Source organism: Mesorhizobium hunchu (assembly GCF_040081975.1).
GTDB lineage: Bacteria > Pseudomonadota > Alphaproteobacteria > Rhizobiales > Rhizobiaceae > Mesorhizobium > Mesorhizobium hunchu.
This window is the reverse complement of record NZ_JBEBMG010000001.1, coordinates 86,779-109,753: the sequence shown is the minus strand read 5'-3', so window position 1 is coordinate 109,753 and position 22,975 is coordinate 86,779. Positions and strand designations below refer to the sequence as shown.

Sequence of the window (22,975 nt, the reverse complement as noted above, 5' to 3'; positions counted from 1 at the left end):
GACGTTTCAAGCCGGTCCCGCCCCATATGCGCGACCGTGCGCCGGAACCCAGATGGTGGACATGTCGGAACAGGAACAGGCCGAGATTCGTCTCGAATTCGCACGGCTGAAACAGGAGCACACCGATTTCGACGCCGCCATCAACGCGATGATCGCCACCGGCTGCGACCCGCTGCAGATCCAGCGCATGAAAAAGAAGAAGCTCGCCGTCAAGGACCGGCTCTCGGCGCTGGAAGACAGGATCATTCCCGACATCATCGCGTGAGCGCGACGATCCGGCGGAGCGGCCCCTGAAGACAGGAATTCCCGTCATTCCCGATTCTAACCCTCGTCCTCCAGATAGAGACGGATCATCCTGACCAACTCCCTGCGGATGCCAGGGTCATTCAGCGTTCCGCGTCGCGCCGCGTTGTGGATCACCCCGTCGACGATGTCCGAGATCATGAGGCCGACGGCCTCTGCGTGCGGATCGTGCGGGCGATAGACGGCTGCCGCCTGCGCGTAGAGCGAAAGGTAGCGCGTTTCCACTTGGCTGTTCTGGTCTCTGTAGGCCTCAAGGCCGGGAGCCTCGTCGAGCAGCACCCTGTGCAGGCCGGGATGTTTGCTGTGCGCCTCGATTATATTGGAGACCAGGATTTCCAGATATTCGGCAAGGGGCTGCCCTTGCCTTCGCGCGCCTTCGACGGCGGCGAGGCTGTCGTCCAGATGCCGCCGCCTGATCGCGTCCACCAACGAGACCTTGTCGGGGAAATACTGATAGAGTGACCCTATGCCGACACCGGCGGCCTCGGCGATCTTGTTGGTGGTGAAGCCGGCCCATCCCCTTTCGCTCAGAATGCGAGCCCCAGCCTCGATGACCGCTTCGACCGTCGCCCGGGACCTGGCTTGGCGGGGCTCCTTGCGCATGGAAGGCTTGCGTTTTGCAATGCGAGTAGACAATCAGGCGCTCCCGTCCAGAATATGGAGAAGTTACTCGCATTTTCTTCGAGCCGGGAAGCCCCTCATGATCGAAATGCTTCGCACCCTATATGGATATCAGGCCTGGGCAAACGACGATCTGCTCGGCAGATTGGCCACCCTCGATCCCGGGAAGCAGGCTGCCGAACTCGATACGGCGCTTGGGCTGATCGATCATTATCACGTCGTTGCGCGGATATTCGCGGGGCATCTGGGCGGCGCCGGGCGCCAATATGGCTCCGATCGCACGGCCGAGACGCCGGCGTTGAAGGAGCTTCACGCCGCGGTGGTGGCGACAGATCGTTGGTACCAGGAGTACCTTCAAAAGGTCGGCCTGAAGCAACTTTCCGGTCCGGTCGCTTTTACTTTCACCGACGGAGACAAAGGCTACATGACCCGGCAGGAGATGCTCATGCATGTCGCGCTGCATTCGGCGATCCATCGCGGCGAGGTGTGTCGGATCCTCTCCCAGCTTTCCATCACGCCGCCCTGGGATACTTTCGCGGTGTATCTGCATCGCGCGCAGCCGTCCCGTCGCTCGCAGGGTGGCGGGCAGCCTCAAGGGGTGGGCGCCCTGCCTGCCTGATGTTGGCGGCCGCCTGCCTTGCGATGCGCGCCCATTTCCGCTAAGGCGCGGCCTTCCTTGAACGGGAGACCGCGCCCTTGACCGACCAGCGCGCCGACGTCGCCATCATCATGGGCAGCCAGTCCGACTGGGCGACGATGCGGCATGCCGCCGATACGCTCGCGGCGCTCGGCATTTCCCACACGAGCCTGATCGTCTCGGCGCATCGTACGCCGGAAAGGCTCTACGACTTCGCAAGGGGCGCCAAGGCCGCCGGTTATAAGGTGGTGGTGGCGGGCGCCGGCGGGGCCGCCCACCTGCCGGGCATGACGGCAGCGCTGACGCCGCTGCCGGTGTTCGGCGTGCCGGTGGAATCGAAGGCGCTGTCGGGGCAGGATTCGCTGCTCTCCATCGTCCAGATGCCGGCCGGCATTCCGGTCGGCACGCTGGCGATCGGCAAGGCTGGCGCGATCAACGCCGCGCTGCTCGCCGCGGCGGTGCTGGCGCTGTCCGACGAGGCATTGGCCGCGCGGCTCGATGCCTGGCGCGCCGAGCAGACGGCGAAGGTCGCCGCCCAGCCGACGGATGCGGCATGAGCGCGATGCTGCCGGCCGGCACGACGATCGGCATCATCGGCGGCGGCCAGCTCGGCCGAATGCTGGCCATGGCCGCGGCCCGACTCGGCTATCGCACGGTCGTGCTGGAGCCGCAGGCGGACTGCCCGGCAGCCCAGGTCTGCAACCGTCAGATCGTCGCCGCCTATGACGATCCGGCCGCGCTCGCCGAGCTTGCGGCGGTCTCGGCGGTGGTCACCTACGAATTCGAGAATGTTCCCGTCGCCGCCGCGAACGCGCTGGCGGCCTCGGTTCCTGTCCGGCCGCCTGCGCGCGCACTGGAAGTCGCGCAGGACCGGCTGGTAGAAAAAACCTTCCTGAACGGCATCGGCATCGCGACAGCGCGGTTCTTGCCCGTCGACGACGATGCGCAGCTTGCCGAAGCGCTCGCCGCGTTCGACGGCTCGGGCGTGCTCAAGACCCGGCGCATGGGGTATGACGGCAAGGGCCAGCGCGTGTTCCGCAACATGGAAACGGTCGGTTTCGACGGGACATTCGCGGCGATGGGCGGCGTGCCGCTGATCCTGGAATCGCTGGTCGCCTTCGAGCGCGAGGTGTCCGTCCTCGCCGCGCGCGCGGCCGATGGCGCGTTCGCTGCCTATGACCCGGCGGAAAACGTCCACCGCGACGGCATCCTGCACACCTCCACCCTGCCGGCGACGATCCCGCCGCAGACGGCTGCCGCCGCGCATGAGGCAGCGCGCACCATCCTCGATGCGCTCGGCTATGTCGGGGTCATCGGGGTGGAGTTCTTCGCGATGGCCGACGGATCGCTGATCGCCAACGAGATCGCGCCGCGCGTCCACAATTCCGGCCACTGGACGGAAGCGGCCTGCCTCGTCTCCCAGTTCGAGCAGCATATCCGTGCCGTCGCCGGCCTGCCGCTCGGTTCGACCGTGCGCCATGCCGACTGCGTGATGGAAAACCTGATCGGCGACGATGTCGGGCGTGCGCCCGCGCTGCTGGCGGAACCCGACGTGATGCTTCATCTCTACGGCAAGGCCGAGGCCCGGCCGGGCCGCAAGATGGGGCATTTCACGCGGGTGACGCCGACTTTCCCTCCCTCTTGAGGAGAGGTTGCCGAGCGAAGCGAGGCGGGAGGAGGTCATCACCATCGTTTCACGGTCCTGAGGTCGTGTCCCAGGGTTGGCGACCTCTCCCGACCAGCCTTCGGCTGGCCACCCTCCCCTCAAGGGGGAGGGGAACTCTGCACTGGCGGTTGACAGCCCCTATGCGCCTCGTTTATGAGCCAAGCCACGAATTCGGCGCGCTTTCGGGCGCGCCTTTTGGTTGGCCCGTAGGGGCACAGAACTGACGGGCAATGCCATGAAGATCAAGAACTCGCTCAAGGCGCTCAAGGCGCGTCACCGGGACAACCGCCTGGTCCGCCGCAAGGGACGCATCTACATCATCAACAAGACCGACCCGCGCTACAAGGCGCGCCAGGGCTGAGCGGCGGACGCTCTCGCAAGAGCGGCGCTTTCACGCACAAATCGGTTTGACGATCCGCGGGATGGAAGTAGACTCCAGCCCATGCGGATCGTTTTTGCCGTTCTGGCGACGTCTTTCCTGAGTGTTTCCCTTGCCCCATCGGCCTTGGCGGCAGGGCCGGCGGCACGGGACGTCGCGCCGCCGCAGGCCACGCCCGGCACCCGGGCCGAGCGTCTCGACAAGCTGTTCGCCGACCTCAAGCGCGAACGCAACGAGAAGGCCGCCGAGCGCATCGCCAACCAGATCTACATGGTCTGGAACGATTCGGGGTCGGCGTCCGTCGACCTGATGATGCAATGGGCACAAAAGGCCATCCAGGACCAGAAGTTCGACGTCGCGATGGATTTCCTCGACGAGGTGGTGACGCTGCAGCCTGATTTCGTGGAAGGCTGGAACCGCCGCGCCACCGTGAATTTCCTGATGAAGAACTACGCCAAGTCGATGGCCGACATCGACAGGGTGCTGGAACTGGAGCCGCGCCACTTCGGCGCCCTCTCGGGCCTGGCGCAGATCATGGCCGACACGGGGCGAAAGGAGCAGGCGCTCAAGGCATGGCAGCGCGTGCTCGATATCTATCCGATGCTGCGCAACGCGCAGCAGCAGGTGTCGACGCTTTCAGAAGACCTCGCCGGCGAATCCATCTAAGGCGGATCGAGGGAAGGCAATCGGCAGTCGGATTGATCGCCGGTCGCGGCCGTTCCAGGCTTGCCTACTGCCTACTGCCTTACCGCCCCCCTTGCCCGTCCGGGCCGAGATAGGCGATGCGCAGCATGTTGGTGGATCCCGGCGTGCGTAGCGGAACGCCCGCGGTGATGATGATGCGGTCGCCGGGCTTGCCGTACTCCTCCTCGAAGGCAATGCGGCAGGCGCGGTTGACCATGTCGTCGAGATCGCGCGCATCCTCGGTGACGACGCAATGCGTGCCCCAGACGAGCGACAGCCGCCGTGCCGTGTCGAGGATCGGCGACAGCGCGATGATCGGCACCTGCGGCCGCTCGCGCGCGGCGCGCAGGCCGGTGGTGCCGGAGGCGGTGTAGGTGACGATCGCCGCCAGCTTCAACGTCTCGGCGATCTCGCGCGCGGCGAGCGAGATGGCGTCGGCGCCGGTCGGTTCCGGCTCGGAACGCTGGGCGTTGATGATACCCGAGTAGAGCGGGTCCTTCTCGACCTGGACGGCGATGCGGTTCATCGTCGCCACCGCCTCGACCGGGTAGGCGCCGGCGGCCGACTCGGCCGACAGCATCACCGCATCGGCGCCCTCGAACACCGCGATCGAGACATCGGACACCTCCGCGCGGGTCGGTACGGGGGCGGTGATCATCGATTCCAGCATCTGGGTCGCCACGATCACCGGCTTGCCGGCCTTGCGCCCGGCGCGGGTGATGCGCTTCTGGATGCCGGGGACGTTCTCCAGCGGCACCTCCACGCCGAGATCGCCGCGCGCCACCATGATGGCGTCCGACAGTTCGATGATCTCGGGCAGCCGCGCGACGGCCTGCGGCTTCTCGATCTTGGACATCAGCAGGGCGCGGCCGCGCGCGATCTTGCGCGCCTCGGCCAGGTCGTCGGGCCGCTGGATGAAGGACAGCGCCACCCAGTCGACGCCGGCATCGAGAACCGCGTCGAGGTCGGCGCGGTCCTTGTCGGTCAACGCGCCGACCGGCAGATCGGTGTCGGGCAGCGATACGCCCTTCTTATCCGAGATCGTCGTACCGGCGACCACCGTGCAGACGATCGTCTTGCCGTCGGTCTTCACGGCCTTGAGCTGCAGCTTGCCGTCGTCGATCAGCAGCCGGTGGCCCGGCTCGACGGAGGCGAGGATTTCGGGATGCGGCAGATAGACCCGGGTGGAATCACCGGGCGTCGGATCACTGTCGAGGGTGAAGGCCTGGCCGACTTCGAGCGTCTCCTTGCCGTTGGCGAATTTCCCCACCCGCAGCTTCGGTCCCTGGAGATCGGCCAGGATGCCGATCGGCCGCCCGACACCCTGCTCGACCGTGCGAATCCGCTTTACCAGCGTGCGCATGAGCTCATGGTCGGTATGGCTCATATTGATGCGGAAGGTGTCGGCACCCGCCTCGAAGAGTTTCTTCAGCATGGCCTCGTCGGAGGAGGCGGGACCGATCGTGGCGAGGATCTTGACCTTGCGGCTGCGTCTCATTGACCTTTGCTTTCCGGGCTGCCGTCGTCGGCGGCCCCCTTGTTCCCGGCGGGCGTTCCGTTGCCTGAAGGCGCGGCGGCGGAGCCGCCTGCCGGCGCGGGCTGGTCGGTGAGCTGGACCATCCAGCTCGACTGCTCGCCCGTGTCATATTCCTGGAAGCCGGCGCGCTGGAAGCCGCGGGCGACGCAGTCGGTCACGCCGGCGATCTTGAATTCCTTTTCCGCCACGCACATCGAGATCGGCCCGTCCCAGCGTCCGCCGCGCTCGGCGTCTTCCGCATAGAGATAATAGAAACGCGACGACAGCGGCCCCTCGATCAGCGTCTTGCAGCTCGACGCCTCGATGTGCCACCAGCCTTCGGTGATCCAGCCGGCCTTGGCGCGGTAACCGATGCCGACGCCGACGAGATTCTGAGTGGCGTTGCAGACGCGGAAGTCGGCCCGCGCCGGCGAGGCGGCGACGAGCGGCAGGACCAGCACGCCGAGCAGGACGAGCCATCGGCCGTCAACCGTGTTCGCGCGCGGCCGTGCGGCGACCATCCTCAAACCTCTCGGGAAACATTTCAGCATGTTCTGTCGCCCCTTTTCGGAAAACTCCCGCCGCATGTCAACGCGCCTCCGACCCTCAATCCAATCGATTTAGGAGCCCGGTTGCGCGATTCTTCGCCGCTGGATGCCAGTTTCCCGCAAAAACCGTGGCCAAACAACGGCATTGCGCCCCAGCCGGCTTCATGAAATGAGATGACGAGCCCGAACGCCCTCCCCAACCGCCAAGAACAGATTTCCGTGATGACCCGATTGTCCGTCTTTTCGCCCTTCGATCTGGTCGAGGGCGATCGCGGGAAAGGGCTGGTGTTGGTCGCCGATCATGCCGGCCGCGCCCTGCCGGATGAGTATGGCGCGCTCGGCCTGCCGGCGTCCGAGTTCGACCGGCATATCGCCTACGACATCGGCGTGGAGAAGGTGACGCGCGAACTGGCCGCGCTTCTCGGCGCGCCGGCCGTGCTGGCCAATTTCTCACGGCTGCTGATCGATCCCAACCGCGGCGAGGACGACCCGACGCTGATCCGGCAGCTCTATGACGGCACGGTGGTGCCTGGCAACTATCCGATGACGGCTGAGGAGCGCGAGCGCCGGCTGGTCCGTTTCTACCGGCCCTATCACGACGCGGTGGCGTCGATGGTGGCATCCGTCGCCGAGGCGTCCGGCGTTGCGCCTTTCCTCTTTTCTGTCCATTCCTTCACGCCGGTCATGCAGGGCGTCGCCCGCCCGTGGCATGTCGGCATCCTGTGGGACAGCGACGACCGCGCGCCAAAACCGCTGATCGAGGCGCTGTCTGCCGAGGCGGATCTGGTCGTCGGCGACAACGAGCCCTATGACGGGGCGCTGCGCGGCGACACCATGTTCAAGCACGCCATCGTCAACGGCTTCGCGCACGCGCTGGTGGAAATCCGCCAGGACCTCATTGCCGACAACACCGGCGCCGTCGCATGGGCGAACCGGCTGGCCCCGATCGTTGACGCCATCAACCGCCGACCCGATATACATGAGGTCAGGATGTACGGCTCGCGCACCGGCCCGCTGTGAGCGCGGGCCTGCCGGAAAGGAAGATGCCATGAGCGAGTTCAGCCCCGAGCAGCAACGCGATTTCGAAGCCGCCGCCTTCCGCCGGCTGGTCGAGCATTTGCGCGAGCGCAGCGACGTGCAGAACATCGACCTGATGAACCTGGCCGGCTTCTGCCGCAACTGCCTGTCCAATTGGTATCGCGAGGCCGCGGAGGCCGATGGCGTGGCGCTGTCGAAAGACCAATCGCGCGAGATCGTCTACGGCATGCCCTATGCCGAGTGGCAGGCGCGCCACCAGACCGAAGCGTCTTCGGAGAAGAAGACCGCCTTCGAGACGAACCGGCCGAAGGATCACTAGGTTGTAAACAGCCGGATTCACCCAGGCGCGATTTCGCGTCCTTCCGGGGCCGCGCAGTGGAGCCCGGAATCAAGTCCGCCCGCATTGCTCATGTGGACCCGGATTGGCAACGGTCCCGCTCTGGGTTCCGGGTTCCGCTGCGCGGCCCCGGAAGGACGTCCTGACTCGGCTTAACCGCCCGAAAAATCGAAGAAATTTCTTGAACCGAGCGCTTTGTTGCGCCGCATGCCGCGTATTGTATTTTTACAAATCATTGCTTTTAAACGTCAATTATGATCATATTGAATGATCGTTCAAACAAAATAAGAGTTCACCCATGAACCCGCATCTCCGTGACGTCGCAGTTCCCAACGAGTGGGACCGCAGGGGCCTGCCGGGCTGGAGCTATCATTCCGACGCGCTGCTGGAGCTGGAGAAGGAGCGCGTGTTCCGCAATCACTGGCAGATCGTCGGGCATGTCAGCGACGTGCCGAGCGCCGGCGATTATCTGACCATGGATGTGGTCGGCGAGCGGGCGCTGGTCGTGCGCGGCAAGGACGGCGTGGTGCGTGCCTTCAACAATATGTGCCGGCATCGCGGCTCGCGCGTCGTGGCCGACGAGAAGGGCACCTGCAAGAACGCGCTGGTCTGTCCTTTCCACGGCTGGGTCTACAATCTCGACGGTACGTTGCGCGGGGCCGCGCGCCCGCGCTCCTTCCCGGATCTCGACAAGGACGAGTTCGGACTGATGCCGCTCGACCTAGAGATCTGGATGGGCTTCATCTTCATCCGCTTCCGCAAGGGTGGCCCGCAGCCTTCCGTCGCGGAACTGCTCGCCCCGATCGAGCCGGAGTTCGCCCACTATCGCGCCGCTGACATGGTGCCGTCCTGGGGCATCTGGACACAGACGACACCGGTCAACTGGAAGTCGGTGCGCGACGTCGACAATGAAGGCTACCATGTCGCCATGGCGCATCCGGCGCTGCAGGACCTTTACGGCGCGACCTATTACGACGAGCCATTCCTCAACGGCGTGTCGCGGTCGTTCGCCACCTATAATCCCCATGCGGGCCGGCGCTGGAGCGTCAGGCAGTATGTGAAGATCGCGCCGCGCCCGCCGGAACTGCCGGAAGACCTGCGCGAGGCGTGGGTCTATTACGGCATCTTCCCGAACGCGGTGATCGCGGCGACGCCGGAAACCGTGCAGTTCTACCAGGAATTCCCGCTCACGACCGGCAAGACGCTGCTGCGCGGTGCGATCTACCGCTGCCGCGACGAGACGCGCGAGCAGGCGGCGGCGCGCTATCTTGCCTACCGCATCGACCGCGACACGATGGCGGAGGACGTTCAGCTTTCCGTCTGGTCGAACGAATCCATGCTGTCGGAGGCGTTCGGAGGCTTCTACCTATCCGATCTCGAATACGGCGTGCGCACCCATCACGACCATCTGCGCAGGCAGGTGCCGGTGCTCAACCTCGAAACGGCGCCGGACGAGAAGGACATGGCAGCACTCAACGACGCGCTGCTGTCGCGGAACTGATCCCGAGGCCGCGCCAAGAGCGAAGCGGGCGGCGGCCAAGTAGCCGGGTTCAGCCGTTCCACACGCCTTCGCGGCGCAGGTCGTCCATGGTGCGCGAGATGCCTTCGCGCAGGATGGAGACCATGTCGTCGATCTGGTCGCGAGTGATGGTGAGCGGCGGGCTCATCACGCACATGTTGATCAGCGGCCGCACCAAAAGGCCGAGGTCGTGGCAGTGCTGGTCGATGCGCTTGCCGACGTCCTTGTCGAGTTCCAGCGGATCGTTGCTTTCGCGGTCCGCCACGCATTCGACGCAGGCCATCAGCCCCATGCCGCGCACTTCGCCGACAAGCGGAAGCGCCTCCAGCGTCTTGAGCTGTGCCTGGAAATAGGGTGCGACCTGCTGCGTGTGGGCCAGTAGCTCGGTTTCGAGAATGTCGAGGTTCTTCAGCGCCACTGCACAGCCGATCGGGTGGCTGGTGTAGGTCAGCCCGTGGCCGAACAGGGCGTCCGGATGGTTGGAGCGGCGCAGGTCCTCCAGCAATCGTTCGGAAATCACGACGCCGCCGAGCGGGAAATAGCCGGAGGTAACGCCCTTGGCGAAGGTGATCATGTCCGGGTCGAGGCCGAATACCTCGCCGGAGGCGAAGACGGAGCCGAGCCGCCCGAAGGCGGTGACGACCTCGTCGGAGACGTAAAGGATGTCGTTCGCCCGGCAGATCTCGCGGATGCGCCTGAGATAGCCGTCCGGCGGCACGATGACGCCGCCCGAGGCCTGGATCGGCTCGCCGACGAAGGCGCCGATCCTGTCCGCGCCGATCCGCTCGATCGTGTGGCGAAATTCGCCCACGAGGAAATCGGCAAAGCCTTCTTTTGTGACGCCCTGCGGGCGGTGGAAAGGGTTCGGCGCGGTGAGCTTGACCACCAGATCGTCGGCGCCGTCCATCCAGTCACGGTCGCGCGGGCGGCCGTTGAGCGAGGCCGACAGGTAGGTCGAGCCATGATAGGCGCCGCCGCGGCTGAGGATCAGCTTCTTCTCGGGCCGGCCGCGGACATTGTTGTAGAACTGCATGAAACGCAGCGCCGTCTCGACCGCGGTCGAGCCGCCGGTGGTGTAGAAGACGTGGGAGAGGTCGCCCGGCGCGTGGCCGGCAATGCGCCGCGCCAGTTCCGCCGAGGGCGCGTTCATCGTGTACCAGGGGGTGTTGTAGGAAAGCTGCAACGCCTGCTGGTACATGACTCTCGCCAGTTCCTCGCGGCGATGGCCGATATTGATGCACCACATGCCGGCCGGGCCGTCGATCAACTTCTTGCCGCTGCCGTCGGTGATATAGATGCCGTCGCCTTCGCCGATCAGCGCGCGCGCCTCGGCGCCGACCGAGCCGGCGTAAGGCCAGGGCTGGACGAGATGGCGCGTCGCCAGATCGACGGCGTCCTCCGGATCACGGCTTTCCACTGGTTTCGCTTCGCGCATCGCCGCCATGTTCGTCTCCGTGCCGCATTGCCGGGTGAAGGATCAAGTTGCTCAAAAAGGCGACTTTCTTCACTTCATTTTGAATGTCCGTTCAATCAATTTTGCAGAAATACCGCTTGATTTCAATCGCCGGATGCGCTCATGTTGAACGCAAGCTGGCTCATCGGAACATGATGAAGGGGAACAACCGGCGGCAAACGGGAAGGCAGCGTGGCGGGACGACCCAAGCCAGCAACCAGCACGAATTCCGGAGCCTGGCGATGACGGCGGCTGCGGAAGGTTCCTCCTCTCTTGCGGCGACCCGTCCGCGGCGAAAATCCCTTCTGCAATCCGAGTCGTTCCAGGGCTTCGCCCTGATATCGCCTACCTTCCTCTACGCGCTTGTCCTTCTCGTGCTGCCCATCTTCGTGGTCATCGCCCATTCCTTCTGGACGCAGCACTACCTCACCATCGACCGCACCTTCACGTTTGCGAATTACCGCATCGCGCTGACCGAGCCGATCTACCGCGACCTGCTCGGCCGTTCGCTCTACATCTCGCTGACCACCAGCGTGCTGACCGTGGCGCTGGCCTATCCGATCGCCTACTACATCTCCTTCCGTGGTGGCCGCCACAAGGGGCTGTGGCTGTTCCTCATCACCATACCGTTCTGGACCAGCTACCTGCTCAGGGTGATGTCGTGGAAGGTCATCCTCGGCTACAACGGCGTGCTGAATTCCGGTCTGGAGGCGCTCGGCATCATCCATGAGCCGATCACGGCCCTGCTCTACAATTCCACCGCCGTCATCATCACGCTGGTGCATGCCTGGGCGGCTTTCGCCATCCTGCCGATCTTCGTGTCGCTGGAGAAGGTCGACCGCACGCTGATCGAGGCGGCCAGGGACCTCGGCGACGGGCCGCTGCGTTCTTTCCTGCGCGTGACGCTGCCGCTGTCGGCGCCGGGCGTCATCTCGGCGCTGCTGATCGTGATGATCCCGACCGTCGGCGACTATGTCACGCCCAAGCTGGTCGGCGGCAAGGACGGCGTGATGATCGCCAACGCCATCCAGGCGCAGTTCGGCAGGGCGGCGAACTGGCCGCTGGGCGCCGCGCTTTCGGTCACCACCATGATCGTGGTGACGCTGATGGCGGGGGCTGCGGTGCTGATCATCCGCTGGGCGGCGGGAAGGGCGCGATGAGCGGGCTGAGGCGCATCCTGCCGCGGGACGGCTGGCTCGGCGTCTATGCCCTGGTCTATATCCTGTTCCTCTATGTGCCGGTGCTGTTTTTGCCGATCTTTTCGGTCAACACCGCCGCGACGCCGAAATTCCCGCTCTCCGGCTTCACCTGGAAATGGTACGAAGGGCTGCCGCACACGCCGGAACTCATGAGCGCAGCGTGGAACAGCTTGATCGTCGGCGTCTCCGCCGCGGTGCTGTCCACCGTCTTCGGAATCCTCGCCGCCCGCGCCATCACCCGCTACCGCTTTCCCGGCCGCCGGCCGATCAATGGGCTGATCATGGCGCCGCTGGTTCTGCCGGAGATCATCGTCGCCATCTCCATGCTGCTGGTCATCCTTCAGCTCGGCCTGTCGCTGTCGCTGTTCACCGTGGTGCTCGGCCACGTGCTGATCTGCGTGCCCTACTCGATGACGGTGCTGACGTCCGGCTTCGAGGGCTTCGACCGCTCGCTCGAAGAAGCCTCCGCCGATCTCGGCGAAAGCGCCTTCGGCACCTTCCGGCGCGTGACGCTGCCGATGGTCACGCCTGCCATCATCTCCAGCCTGCTGGTCTCCTTCACCATCTCGCTCGACGAGTTCATCATCGCCTTCTTCCTGACCGGAACCGACGCGACGCTGCCGATCTACATCTGGGGACAGTTGCGCTTCGCCGCCAAGCTTCCCGGCGTGTTGGCGCTGGGCACGCTGCTACTGGTCGCCTCCTTCGTCCTTCTGTCCATCGCCGAGGTGCTGCGCCGCAGCGCCGCCCGCCGCACCCACTCCGAAGGAGGGCTGTATGCCTGACCATTCCGGGTCCGAACCTGCCAGGCCTGAACGCTCCGGCCGCCCGATGATCGAGATCAGGGGCGTGACGCGCAGCTACGGTGCCATCAAGGCGCTGGACGACGCCAATCTGAGCATCAACGAGGGCGAGTTCTTCTCGCTGCTCGGCCCCTCCGGCTGCGGCAAGACCACGCTGCTCCGCATGATCGCCGGCTTCGATGATCCGACCTCGGGCACCATCGCCGTCGACGGCCAGCCGATGGACGGCATTGCGGCCAACAGGCGGCCGACCAACATGGTTTTCCAGTCCTACGCCATCTTCCCGCATCTCAATGTCGAGCAGAACGTCGCCTACGGTTTGAAGCGGCTGAAGCTTGAGGCAGGAGAAGAAAAGCGCCGCGTCGAGGAGGCGCTGGCGCAGGTGTCGCTGACAGGCCTCGGCAGGCGCAAGGCCACCGAACTGTCCGGCGGCCAGCGCCAGCGCGTCGCGCTCGCCCGCGCGCTGGTCATGCGGCCGAAAGTGCTGCTGCTCGACGAGCCGCTGTCGGCCCTGGACAAGAAGCTGCGCGAGCAGATGCAGGTGGAACTGCGCCGGCTGCAGCAGGCGGTCGGCATCACCTTCGTGCTGGTCACGCACGACCAGTACGAGGCGCTCGCCATGTCCGACCGCATCGCGGTGATGTTCGGCGGCAGGATCGCGCAGGTCGCTTCGCCGAAAGACATCTACCAGCGGCCCGTCAACCGCCAGGTCGCCGACTTCCTCGGCGGCATGAACTTCGTCAAGGGCCGGATCGTGGAGGAGAACGGCGCGTCGCTCACCCTCGACACGCTGGGTTTCGGCCGGGTCAGGACCGACAGGCCGGCGGCCTTCACGGGCAACGGGGAGGGAGCGACGCTGGGCATCCGTCCCGAGCGGTTGCGCGTGCTGTGGGACGATGCGAGAGCCAGCCACGAGGTCACCGGCACGGTGGTCGAGCGCCACTATTTCGGCGAGATCACGCATCTCGTCGTCGAGGTGCCGGGGCTGGAGAAGCCACTGTCCGTCACCGAAACCAACGATTTCGGCGCCGACGACATTCCGGTCGGCGCACCGATCCGGCTGGCCTACGATCCCGAAGCCTTGGTGGCGCTGGCGGATTGAGGCTTAAGCGACGCGATGACCCTTGCGGCCGCGGATCGCCCGGCAACGATCGCGCCCTCGATGTAGCCGGGATAGGACGGCGACAGTTCCGAAGAAGCGAAGAAGACCGGCGGTGCACCGGCGCGCAGAACGTCCTCCGCGTCGGTGGCGTCGAGGTCGATGACGACATCGCTGTAGGCGCCGCCGCTCCAGCGATCATGCGTCCAGTCGCGCACCGTCACGTCGATCGGCTCGGCGGCCGGCGACCCCAATCCTTCGATGAGATGGGTGATCGCGGCTTCGCGCAGCGCCGCAGGGTCAAGTTCGGTCATCGCCAGCGCCTTCGGTCCGCCGATGAAGAAGGTGAGCATCGGCCGCTCTCCGTCGGGGCTGGTGTCGAAGGCGAACAGGCCGGGCGGCTCGCGCCACATCACCATGCCGGAGAGGCCCCGCTCGCGCCAGAAGGCGGTGCGATAGCGCAGTTGGACTTTTATCACGGCACCGCTTTCCCAGACGGTCAGCGCGTGCCGGAGCGGCGCCGGCAGGGGCGGCGTTAACGCAATATGCGAGGCCATCATAGGCGGTACGGCGACAAGGACGGCGCGGGCGTCGATCGTTGCGACCGTCAACCTGTCCGCTGCGTACCCCCACCCCTGTCCCCTTCCCATAAGGGGGAGGGCGACGGTGGCTCCGCCGTTTCGCACTATATCGCTGGTGAAGGTGCGTGGCGGCGTCGCAATGGAGTCCCCCTCCCCCTTGTGGGGAGGGGACAGGGGTGGGGGTGCGGCAACATTGGCAAATACCCGCACGCCATCGTGCCGACGCTCGATCCGTGATGCCGCCGCACCCAACACCACCGCATCGCCGAGGTCTTGTGCCAGACGCTCGGCCAGCGCATGCATGGTCTCGCCGACATAATATTGCAGCTCGCCCACCGTGTTGGTGACGCGGCGGTCGTTGCTGACCAGATACCACGCCGGCATGCGCTCCAGCGCCAGGCACCAGAGGCCTTCGATCATTGAGCGGAAGCCGGCCTTGGCGTCGGCGTCGTCGGACTGGAGGGCCAGCCAGTCCGCCACGGTCAGGCCGGCGAGCGACGGGGCGTCGGGAGACAATTCATTCAGCCGGTCGCGGATCGCCGTGGCGGCCGCGTAGTTCCGGTGCGCTTCGACATCGCTGACCGGCGGCAGCGCGACGAAACGGCCGGCGAGATGCGATTCCTTCAGCGTCAGGCCCCGCGCCTGGACCAGCGCCATCAGTTCCGGCATGTCCTCGCACAGGAACTGGCCGCCGCTGTCGACGCTTTCGCCAAGCCCGTTGACGATGGCCTCGACCCGGCCGCCGACGCGCTCGCGCGCTTCCAGGACGAGGACATCGATGCCGGCGGCCCGCAGGGCGTGCGCCGCCGACAGGCCAGCGAAACCGGCGCCGACGATGACGACGTCGGTCCGTTCGGGGCCGCCGTGTTCGCTCAGCCGGCTCAATAGCCCGCCTTGATCTTCTCGAACTCGGCGATCATCTTCAGCTTCAGGTCGGATGGCACCGGCGACTGGAACAGCGTCTTGTCGACGAATTTCTGCACGTCGTCGTAGCCCTTCTCCTTCAGCACCGCCGGGTCGACGCTGGCCATGCCCTTAGCGTTGGCCTGGCCGTAGCCCCAGTCACCGACCAGGGTCTTGGCGACTTCCGGGTCGTTGACGGCGTTGAGGTAGTCATAGGCCTTGTCGATGCTGCCGGGCGCATCCTTGAACAGGACGTAGCCGCATACCCAGGTCGAGATGCCCTCGTCTGTGTCCTTCTTCGACTTGATCGGCGCGCCGGCGGCGACCGACTGCACCGTGGCGTCGTTCCAGGCCCAGGCGAGGTCGATCTCGCCGCCCGACAGCGCCTGCACGATATCGGTGGTGTCGGTCCAGTAGAGGCGGACATTCTTGTGCACCTGGCGCAGGAAGTCGGAGGCCTGCTTGAACTGGTCGTCGGTCATTTTGGTCCAGTCCTTCAACCCGATGGCGAGGCTGGCCAGCGCATAGGCGTCGTCGACATTGTCGCCGATCGACACGCGGTCCTTGAACTTGGGATCGGCGAAGGCCTTGAGCGACTGGACGTCTTTTTCATCGATCTTGTCGGAATTGTAGGTGAGCTGGGTGTTGCCCCAATCCCAGGGCATGAACCAGGCTTTGCCGTTCTCGTCGGTGGCGAGGTTCTTCATCGACATGATGCCCGGCAAAAGGTCGTTCCAGCCGGTGATCCTGGACGTGTCGAGCGGTTGCAGCAGGCCGGCATCGCGCCACTTCACCACGCTTTGCGAGCAGGGGTGGCCGAGATCGGCCTTGAAGCCGGAACGCATCTTCTCGAACGCTTCGTCCTCGTCGCCGAAGAAGGCGAAGGTCGGCGAATCGCCGTGCTGTTCGGCATATTTCGGATGGAAGGACGGATCCTCGTAGCCCGACCAGTCGAAGACGACCAGGTCCTTGTCCTCGGCGATTGCCAGGGCGGCCGCCGATGCCGCCAGCGTGCCGGCCAGCGCCAGCGTCAGTGTCAATCTGCGTGTCAGGCTCTTCATCGCGTCGTTCTCCCGTGTCCTTGCGTTCCCGTTATGCGATCGTGATTGCGGGCTTGCCGCCGGGTCTCGTGCCCGGTTCGGCAGGCGCGTAGTGGCGAGGAAAGACGGCGACCAGGAATTCGTAGCCCGCCTGCAACGCGCTTTCGCGGGTAACGTCCTCGGTGCCCATCATCAGCCTTAGCCACAGGCCTTCCAGCATGGCCGACAGCGCCAACGCCATCGCCTGGGGTTCGTAGGCATAGCCGCCGCCCTGCTTCAGGGTCCGGCACAGGTCGATGATGACTTTCTGGTAAGCCGCGTCGCGCGCGCCGCACAGCGCCTGGTAGGTCGGGCGCGATTTGGCCTCACCCCAGAAGGCGCACCATGCGGCAAGCTTGCGCTTGTTGCAGATCGAGCGGTCGAAATCAGCGGCGACCACGGCGGCGAGCTGGCGGGCGGGATCGTCGCCGGCCTTCTGGAGCGCCGAGCGCCAGTGCGCGGCGTATTCGTCGGCCATGAACTGCAACGTGGCGACGAGCAGCTTCTCCTTGCTCTCGAAATGGAAGTTGACGATGCCGCGCGACAGGCCGGCGCCGTCGGCGACGTCGGCCATGGTGGTCTCCGAATAGCCGCGCCGGGCAAGCGAATCGATCGTCGCCTCGATCAGTTGCAGGCGCCGCACTTCCTTGGACTGCTTGCGGCCGCGTTTTTCGGACGCGTCCCTGCTCGCGGCGGTTTCGGATGATCGGTCTTGCAGCCGGGAGGCGGTCATGGGCGCACTGGTCTCCAACATCGCCGGCGGCTACCTCGCCGGCCCCGGCTTGTGTCCGCGCAGATGAGTGGGCCGGTGCTCGCCCGAGTCAAGCACCTTCTGCATGGCCTCCCAGGTCCCGATGTTCCTGTCGACATAGGCTGCGCCGACGGCGGCCGCCGCGTCGGCGTAGAGCGGATCTTTCAGCTTCGCCAGCTCGCCGCGCGCCACATCGCGATACCACGCGTTGCGGTCGCGCGTCTCGACGCGTTCGAAGCCGGCGCGGCGCATGGCCTCGGCGTAGCGCGCCGGCGAGGCCATGGCGAAGGACAGGCCCTCGGCCGCGACATAGGCTTTCATGTCGGGCGAAGGCTCGCCGTCATGCGAAATCATCCAGTTCGAGGCGGCGAACACGCCGCCGGGGCGCAGCACGCGGAATATCTCGGCGAACAGCGCGTCCTTGTCGGGGACATGCAGCAGCGCATCCTTGGAGAAGACGACGTCGAAGGACGCATCCGCAAAGGGCAGGGGGCCGGGCGGCGCATGGACGAAGACAGCGCGGACGGCGGACCCCCGCGCCTCCGTCCGCCGCCGCGCTGCCTCGACGACCGGCTTCTCGACATCGAAGCCGGTGGCGCAGGCAAGTCCGTATTTCTCGGCCAGATGAAGCGTGACGCCGCCGGTGCCGCAGCCGATGTCAAGCAAGGCCTTCCCTTGCAGCGGCAGGCCTTCGACCACGCGGTCCACCTCTTCCGGTCCGCCAGGCGACAGGTAGCCCTCGCCCCACAGCGCCTCCAAGAAACGGATCGCCGTATCGTCATATTCCGGTTCAGCGGTTGCCGTGTCGATCATTGCGTGCCCGGCAAGGTTGTCGATCGGGAGCGAAGCCTACTCCGTCCAAGGGAAAACGCAACGGAATTTGTTGAACATTCATTCAATATGTCTAGACAGACCGGCTTTCGCCGTGGCAGATTTCCGTTATCGGCAAGCCGTCGCGCGGAAGGCGGGCCAGATCGACATGAAGGCAGCGACAATGAAGGCGCCGCGATGAAGGGCTGGGACGCGATCGTCGTCGGCGGCGGCCACAACGGGCTGGTCAACGCCTGCTACCTGCAACGTGCCGGGCTCGACGTACTGGTGGTGGAAAAGAACGACTGGGTCGGAGGCGCAGCCACCAGCCGCGAGCTGACGCGGGGCTTCCTCTATTCCAATTGCTCCTATGTCTGCTCGCTGTTCCGGCCCGAGATCATGCGCGACCTGGAGCTGCCGCGCTTCGGCCTGCAGGTCATCGCCTACGAGGGCGGGGCGGTGTTCACCCATGACGGCGACTATCTCGCCAACTACCGCGACCACGACGCACACCGCCGCGAGTTCGCGCGGTTCTCGAAGCGCGACGCCGAGGCCTACGACCGCTATGCCCGCGATGTGACGCGGCAATGCCGCTTCATCCAGCCGCTTCTGATGCGCACCGCGCCCGACCCGACAAGCTTCAGGCCGCGCGACCTCGGCGAGATGCTTTATCTCGGCAAGAAATTCGCCGGGCTGAGCCGGGAAGAGATGGCGCTGACGCTGCGCTTCTGGACGATGTCGATCTCGGATTTCCTCGACGAGTATTTCGAGACCGACGTCATCAAGGCCAATTTCTCCATCTCCGGCATCATCGGCACGGCGCTGGGGCCGATGTCGCCCGGCACGGCCTATGTGCTGCTGCACCATTATATGGGCGAGGTCGACGGCTCGGTCGGCGCCTGGGGCTATGCGCGCGGCGGCATGGGGGCCGTCACCAAGGCGCTCGCCGCTTCCTTCCAGGCTTCCGGCGGCACCATCCGCACCGGCACCGAGGTCGAGCGCGTACTGGTCAAGGGAGGCAGGGCGATGGGCGTGGTGCTGGCCGGCGGCGAGGAGATTCATGGCAGGCTCGTCGTCTCCAACGCCGATGTGAAGCGCACCTTCCTGAAACTGGTCGAGGAAAAGGAACTGCCGGATCCTTTCCTGCGCCGGGTGAAGAACTTCAAGATCAGGGGCTCGTCCGGCAAGGTCAACATCGCGCTGGATTCGATGCCGGAATTCCCGGCGCTGCCGAAGGATTCGCCCTGCCTGCGCGGCGACCTGCATTTCACCGATTCGGTCGAGCGCATGGAACGCGCCTATGACGACTGGAAGGCCGGGCGCTGGTCGGCCGATCCTTTCCTCGACATGATGATCCCGACCACGCTCGACCCGACGATGGCGGCGCCGGGAAAACATTTCATGAGCTGCTTCGTGCAATACGCGCCACCGAAGGTGGAAGGGCGCGAGTGGACAGACGCCGACCGCGACGCCTTCGCCGAGACGGTGGTGTCGCAGATCGCCGACTATTCGCCCGGCTTCCTTGATCGCATCGTCCATATGGAAGTGCGCACGCCGCGCGAGATCGAAGCCGAGGTCGGCCTTACCGAAGGCAACATTTTTCAAGGCGAACTGACCTTCGATCAGCTTCTGTTCAACCGCCCGGTGCCGGGCTACGCGCAATATCGCTCGCCGGTCGGCGGGCTCTATATGTGCGGCTCCTCCACGCATCCCGGCGGCGGCGTGATGGGAGCGCCAGGCCGCAACGCGGCCAAGGAGATCCTGCGCGACCTTGCCAAACCGGACCATCATATGAGTGCGGCGCATGACGTCATTTGACACTATCGTCGTCGGCGGCGGTCATAACGGGCTGGTCTGTGCAACCTTGCTGGCCAAGAGCGGCCGCAACGTGCTGGTGCTGGAGGCGGCCGCCGAGCTCGGCGGCGCGGCGCGGACGGAAGAGTTCTTCCCCGGCTTTCATGCCTCGACCGCGCATGTGCTGAACCGGCTGCATCCCGAGGTGGTGAGTGGGCTCGATTTGGAAGAACTCGGGCTGGATATCTCTTGGCGCACCCCCACCCCTAACCCCTCCCCACAAGGGGGAGGGGGAGCTGCCGCGCCCGAGTCCCCCTCCCCCTTGTGGGGAGGGGTTAGGGGTGGGGGTGCGCAGACATTAATGCTCGCGCCTTCCGTCGCCCTTTCCCGCAGCGGCGATCCCCTCGTGCTGCATGGCGCCTATGGAGAGACGCTGACCGGCGCCACCGCTTCGGAACAGACCGCGTGGCGGGATTTGCGCGCGCAGCTTCTGCGTTACGCCGGCATCCTGAAACCTTTTCTCTCCCGTCGTCCGCCGGATCTCGGCGGCGGCTCGCTCGGCGACATGGCGGTGCTCGGGCAGGCGGCGTTGGCGCTGAAGCGGCTCGGCAAGGAAGACATGCGCGATTTCCTGCGCGTGCTCCTGATGAACGTCTACGACCTGCTCGACGAGCAACTGTTGGACGATCGGCTGAAGGGGCTTCTCGCCTTCGACGCCGTCCTGGGATCGCATCTCGGCCCGCGCTCGCCGACCTCGCTGCTCGGGCTTTATTACCGGCTTGCCGGAGACGTGAACGGCGCGCCCGGCGCGCAGATCGTGCCAAAAGGCGGCATGGGTGCGGTCGTCGCTGCGATGCGTGCCGCAGCCGAGCATGCCGGGGTGGCGATCCGCACCGGCATCCCCGTCGCGAAGATCACCGTCGAAAACAGCAGCGCCGTCGGCGTCGTGCTGGCGAGCGGGGAGGCGATCCGCGCCGGGACGGTCGTGTCCGCCGCCAATCCCGCCACCACCTTCCTCGACCTCGTCGGCGCGCCGCTGCTCGACACCGGCTTTGTGCGCAAGGTCAAAAACATCCGCATGAAGGGCGATGCGGCGAAGCTGCATCTGGCACTGGCCGCCGTTCCCGACTTCGCGGGGGTCGCCGCGGCCGATCTTTCCGGGCGCCTCGTCGTCGCGCCGTCGGCGGACCACGTCGAGCGCGCTTTCAATCCAGCGAAATACGGGGAGTTCTCGCCCGAGCCGGTGATGGAGATCACGCTGCCGTCGCTTGGCGACCCATCGCTGGCGCCGAGCGGCGCCTGCACGCTTTCGGCAGTGGTGCAGTATGCACCCTATTCGCTGAAGGAGGGATGGGGACCGGGACGGCCGAAATTTCTTGCCGCCATCATGGCGCAGCTCGAAGCCCATGCGCCGGGCATCGGCAGGCTCGTGCGCCATGCGGAGCTTCTGACGCCTGCCGACATCGAGGCACGCTATCGCATGCCCGGCGGCCATTGGCATCACGGCGAGCTGCAGGCCGACCAGATGCTGGTGTCGCGCCCAGTCTCGGGATGGGCGGGCTACGACACGCCGATCGAGGGGCTTTACCTGGCCGGTGCCGGCTCGCACCCGGGAGGCGGTATCTCCGGCGTGCCGGGCATGAACGCCGCGCGGCGGGTGATGGCGGATCAAAAACGGCGGGAGAAGGCGTCATGAACATGGCGGGACAGGCCGCCCCCATCGCGGCCGACCGGACAGCCGCTCAGGCACACTTCCGCACCTTGCGGCTTGGTACGCCGTTGCAACCGCGCCTCGACGCATTGGCGAAGACGAGCGACTGGTACAACTGGGCGGGCTACCGCGCGCCGCATTCGCTGTGGGACGAGGAACTGGAATATTTCGCCATCCGCAGCCAGTGCGCCCTGTTCGACATTTCGCCGATGACCAAATACCGCATCGAGGGACCGGACGCCGAAGCCTTCTGCAACAAGGTGACGCTGCGCGACGTGGCGAAGCTCAAAGCGGGCCGGGTTCACTACACGGCCTGGTGCGACGACGAGGGCTTCGTCCTCGACGACGGCACGTTGTTTCGCCTCTCGCAGACGCGGTTTCGCCTTTGCAGCCAGGAGCGCCACCTGCCCTGGCTGCTGGACAGCGCCGCCGGCTTCGACGTGACGGTCGAGGAAGAGACCGAGGACGTCGCGGGGCTCGCCCTGCAGGGGCCGACATCCTTCGCGGTTCTGCGCGCTGCCGGTTTTGCCGGCGTCGAGAGACTGAAAGTCTTCGAGCTTGCGGCGTTTCCGCATGAAGGGGGCACGATCACCATTTCGCGCACCGGCTTCACCGGCGATCTCGGCTACGAACTGTTCGTCGGGCGCGATTTCGCTCTGTCGCTGTGGGACCGCTTGGTGAAGGCCGGCGAATTGCATGGACTCCGCGCCATCGGCTATACGGCGCTGAACCGCGCGCGCCTCGAAGCAGGGCTGATCGTCGCCAACGCCGATTTCGTCACCGCCGAGCACGCCGTCCGCTCGAACCGCACCCGCATGCCCGACGAGATCGGCCTCGGCTTTATGATCGACGTGCAAAAGGGCCATTTCAACGGTCGTCGTGCCATCCTCGAAGCGCGCGCGCGAAAGACGCTGCGTCATGTCCTGGTCGGGCTGGAGATCGAGGGCAACATTCCCGCCGAGCATGCCGTCGTCTATCATCGCAGGAAGAAGGAAGCGGGACTGGTGAGCGCGGCCATGTGGTCGCCGATGGCCAAGCGCAACATCGCGATCGCCTCGCTGGAAGTGCCTTATGGAGATACGGTTACGGACGATCTGTGGGTGGAAATCTACGCAATGCGCGAGCTGAGATACGAGCGGCTGATGAAGCGCGCCCGCATCGTGCCGCGCCCCTTCGTCAAGCTCGATCGGCGCACCGCGGTGCCGCCCGCGGACTTTTGAGCATGGCGCGGGAGCCGGACATAGCGGCGTTGGGCGAGGAAGCCGCCCTCCAGTGGAGCCTGGTGAACACGCCGCTCGGCGAGGACTGGTCGGGCCGGGCACGCTACGCCGCAGCGATGTGGTTCTATCGGCGCGGCGAGATGGATGCCGGCACGCTGGAGGTCTACCGCATCTGCTCGCGCCTCGACCGGCAGGACCCGCTGCCGATCATTCGCGATCGCGGCGTGGGCAAGGAATGGCTGGAACGGATGGGATCGGCTTCGTAGGCGCGCGCTATGACGGCCGCCGAGTTTTCACCGTCGGCACTGACTCTCGCGGCCCTGT

The 22,975-nt window shown here is 65.7% G+C and carries 24 protein-coding genes; 16 read left to right on the top strand and 8 right to left on the bottom strand.

Annotated features, from left to right (window positions below; translation table 11 throughout):
* Positions 1-61: 61 nt before the first annotated feature.
* Complete coding sequence (locus ABMA46_RS00555) at positions 62-265, top strand: YdcH family protein (RefSeq protein ID WP_348997900.1); 204 nt, start codon at positions 62-64, stop codon at positions 263-265.
* 56 nt (positions 266-321) lie between these two features.
* On the opposite strand, the gene ABMA46_RS00550 is transcribed toward ABMA46_RS00555, so the two are convergent.
* Entirely contained in the window at positions 322-906 is a 585-nt protein-coding gene (locus tag ABMA46_RS00550) for a TetR/AcrR family transcriptional regulator (protein WP_348997341.1), read from the bottom strand.
* 97 nt (positions 907-1,003) lie between these two features.
* Here ABMA46_RS00550 and ABMA46_RS00545 point away from each other — a divergent pair, with 97 nt between their 5' ends.
* The 5 genes from ABMA46_RS00545 to ABMA46_RS00525 all read left to right on the top strand — a co-directional run bounded on the left by ABMA46_RS00545 (position 1,004) and on the right by ABMA46_RS00525 (position 4,272).
* Entirely contained in the window at positions 1,004-1,543 is a 540-nt protein-coding gene (locus ABMA46_RS00545) for a DinB family protein (RefSeq protein WP_348997340.1), read from the top strand.
* A gap of 77 nt (positions 1,544-1,620) precedes the next feature.
* A complete protein-coding gene (purE, locus tag ABMA46_RS00540; protein ID WP_348997339.1) occupies positions 1,621-2,118 on the top strand; it encodes a 5-(carboxyamino)imidazole ribonucleotide mutase in 498 nt (165 codons plus the stop codon).
* Positions 2,115-3,206, top strand: a complete 1,092-nt coding sequence (locus tag ABMA46_RS00535) for a 5-(carboxyamino)imidazole ribonucleotide synthase (protein ID WP_348997338.1) — start codon at positions 2,115-2,117, stop codon at positions 3,204-3,206. The genes purE and ABMA46_RS00535 overlap by 4 nt, the downstream gene beginning before the upstream one ends.
* A gap of 256 nt (positions 3,207-3,462) precedes the next feature.
* Positions 3,463-3,588, top strand: coding sequence for a type B 50S ribosomal protein L36 (ykgO, locus tag ABMA46_RS00530; protein ID WP_035022199.1), 126 nt, complete (start codon positions 3,463-3,465; stop codon positions 3,586-3,588).
* Between the two features lie 81 nt (positions 3,589-3,669).
* A complete protein-coding gene (locus ABMA46_RS00525) occupies positions 3,670-4,272 on the top strand; it encodes a hypothetical protein (RefSeq protein WP_348997337.1) in 603 nt (200 codons plus the stop codon).
* Between the two features lie 79 nt (positions 4,273-4,351).
* Here ABMA46_RS00525 and pyk read toward each other — a convergent pair whose 3' ends face one another.
* Positions 4,352-5,788, bottom strand: coding sequence for a pyruvate kinase (gene pyk, locus ABMA46_RS00520; RefSeq protein ID WP_348997336.1), 1,437 nt, complete (start codon positions 5,786-5,788; stop codon positions 4,352-4,354).
* Positions 5,785-6,276 (bottom strand): DUF1036 domain-containing protein, encoded by a 492-nt coding sequence (locus ABMA46_RS00515; RefSeq protein ID WP_348997899.1) that lies wholly within the window; start codon positions 6,274-6,276, stop codon positions 5,785-5,787. The genes pyk and ABMA46_RS00515 overlap by 4 nt, the downstream gene beginning before the upstream one ends.
* 300 nt (positions 6,277-6,576) lie before the next feature.
* Here ABMA46_RS00515 and ABMA46_RS00510 point away from each other — a divergent pair, with 300 nt between their 5' ends.
* From ABMA46_RS00510 to ABMA46_RS00500, 3 genes are all read left to right on the top strand, one after another.
* Positions 6,577-7,374 (top strand): N-formylglutamate amidohydrolase, encoded by a 798-nt coding sequence (locus ABMA46_RS00510; protein WP_348997335.1) that lies wholly within the window; start codon positions 6,577-6,579, stop codon positions 7,372-7,374.
* A 28-nt stretch (positions 7,375-7,402) separates the two neighbouring features.
* A complete protein-coding gene (locus ABMA46_RS00505) occupies positions 7,403-7,711 on the top strand; it encodes a DUF1244 domain-containing protein (protein WP_348997334.1) in 309 nt (102 codons plus the stop codon).
* Between the two features lie 316 nt (positions 7,712-8,027).
* A complete protein-coding gene (locus ABMA46_RS00500; protein WP_348997333.1) occupies positions 8,028-9,230 on the top strand; it encodes an aromatic ring-hydroxylating oxygenase subunit alpha in 1,203 nt (400 codons plus the stop codon).
* Between the two features lie 49 nt (positions 9,231-9,279).
* Here ABMA46_RS00500 and ABMA46_RS00495 read toward each other — a convergent pair whose 3' ends face one another.
* Positions 9,280-10,692 carry an aminotransferase gene (locus ABMA46_RS00495; RefSeq protein ID WP_348997332.1) on the bottom strand — a complete coding sequence of 471 codons (1,413 nt, stop codon included), beginning with the start codon at positions 10,690-10,692 and terminating at the stop codon, positions 9,280-9,282.
* A 251-nt stretch (positions 10,693-10,943) separates the two neighbouring features.
* Here ABMA46_RS00495 and ABMA46_RS00490 point away from each other — a divergent pair, with 251 nt between their 5' ends.
* The 3 genes from ABMA46_RS00490 to ABMA46_RS00480 are packed head-to-tail and all read left to right on the top strand — an operon-like array spanning position 10,944 to position 13,805.
* On the top strand, positions 10,944-11,861 hold the full coding sequence (locus ABMA46_RS00490; protein ID WP_348997331.1) for an ABC transporter permease: 918 nt from the start codon (positions 10,944-10,946) through the stop codon (positions 11,859-11,861).
* Complete coding sequence (locus ABMA46_RS00485) at positions 11,858-12,685, top strand: ABC transporter permease (protein WP_348997330.1); 828 nt, start codon at positions 11,858-11,860, stop codon at positions 12,683-12,685. The genes ABMA46_RS00490 and ABMA46_RS00485 overlap by 4 nt, the downstream gene beginning before the upstream one ends.
* Positions 12,686-12,731: 46 nt before the next feature.
* Entirely contained in the window at positions 12,732-13,805 is a 1,074-nt protein-coding gene (locus ABMA46_RS00480) for an ABC transporter ATP-binding protein (protein ID WP_348997898.1), read from the top strand.
* Here ABMA46_RS00480 and ABMA46_RS00475 read toward each other — a convergent pair.
* From ABMA46_RS00475 to ABMA46_RS00460, 4 genes are read right to left on the bottom strand one after another with little or no spacing between them, the layout of a single operon-like run.
* On the bottom strand, positions 13,769-15,268 hold the full coding sequence (locus ABMA46_RS00475) for a flavin monoamine oxidase family protein (RefSeq protein ID WP_348997329.1): 1,500 nt from the start codon (positions 15,266-15,268) through the stop codon (positions 13,769-13,771). The genes ABMA46_RS00480 and ABMA46_RS00475 overlap by 37 nt on opposite strands.
* Positions 15,265-16,347 carry an ABC transporter substrate-binding protein gene (locus ABMA46_RS00470; protein WP_348997328.1) on the bottom strand — a complete coding sequence of 361 codons (1,083 nt, stop codon included), beginning with the start codon at positions 16,345-16,347 and terminating at the stop codon, positions 15,265-15,267. Before ABMA46_RS00470 ends, ABMA46_RS00475 begins: the two co-directional genes overlap by 4 nt.
* A 31-nt stretch (positions 16,348-16,378) precedes the next feature.
* The gene (betI, locus tag ABMA46_RS00465; protein WP_348997327.1) at positions 16,379-17,098 is read right to left on the bottom strand and encodes a transcriptional regulator BetI; all 720 of its coding nucleotides are present in this window, start codon (positions 17,096-17,098) and stop codon (positions 16,379-16,381) included.
* Positions 17,099-17,128: 30 nt separating this feature from the next.
* Positions 17,129-17,929 (bottom strand): methyltransferase domain-containing protein, encoded by an 801-nt coding sequence (locus ABMA46_RS00460; RefSeq protein WP_348997326.1) that lies wholly within the window; start codon positions 17,927-17,929, stop codon positions 17,129-17,131.
* Between the two features lie 195 nt (positions 17,930-18,124).
* Here ABMA46_RS00460 and ABMA46_RS00455 point away from each other — a divergent pair, with 195 nt between their 5' ends.
* Genes ABMA46_RS00455 through ABMA46_RS00440 form a run of 4 tightly spaced genes read left to right on the top strand, consistent with a single transcriptional unit; the run spans position 18,125 to position 22,917 of the window.
* Positions 18,125-19,744: a phytoene desaturase family protein gene (locus tag ABMA46_RS00455; RefSeq protein WP_348997325.1), complete on the top strand. Its 1,620-nt coding sequence runs from the start codon at positions 18,125-18,127 to the stop codon at positions 19,742-19,744.
* A complete protein-coding gene (locus ABMA46_RS00450) occupies positions 19,731-21,416 on the top strand; it encodes a phytoene desaturase family protein (protein WP_348997324.1) in 1,686 nt (561 codons plus the stop codon). Before ABMA46_RS00455 ends, ABMA46_RS00450 begins: the two co-directional genes overlap by 14 nt.
* Positions 21,413-22,651, top strand: coding sequence for an aminomethyl transferase family protein (locus tag ABMA46_RS00445; protein WP_348997323.1), 1,239 nt, complete (start codon positions 21,413-21,415; stop codon positions 22,649-22,651). Before ABMA46_RS00450 ends, ABMA46_RS00445 begins: the two co-directional genes overlap by 4 nt.
* A gap of 2 nt (positions 22,652-22,653) precedes the next feature.
* Positions 22,654-22,917, top strand: a complete 264-nt coding sequence (locus ABMA46_RS00440; protein WP_348997322.1) for a hypothetical protein — start codon at positions 22,654-22,656, stop codon at positions 22,915-22,917.
* Positions 22,918-22,975: the final 58 nt, after the last annotated feature.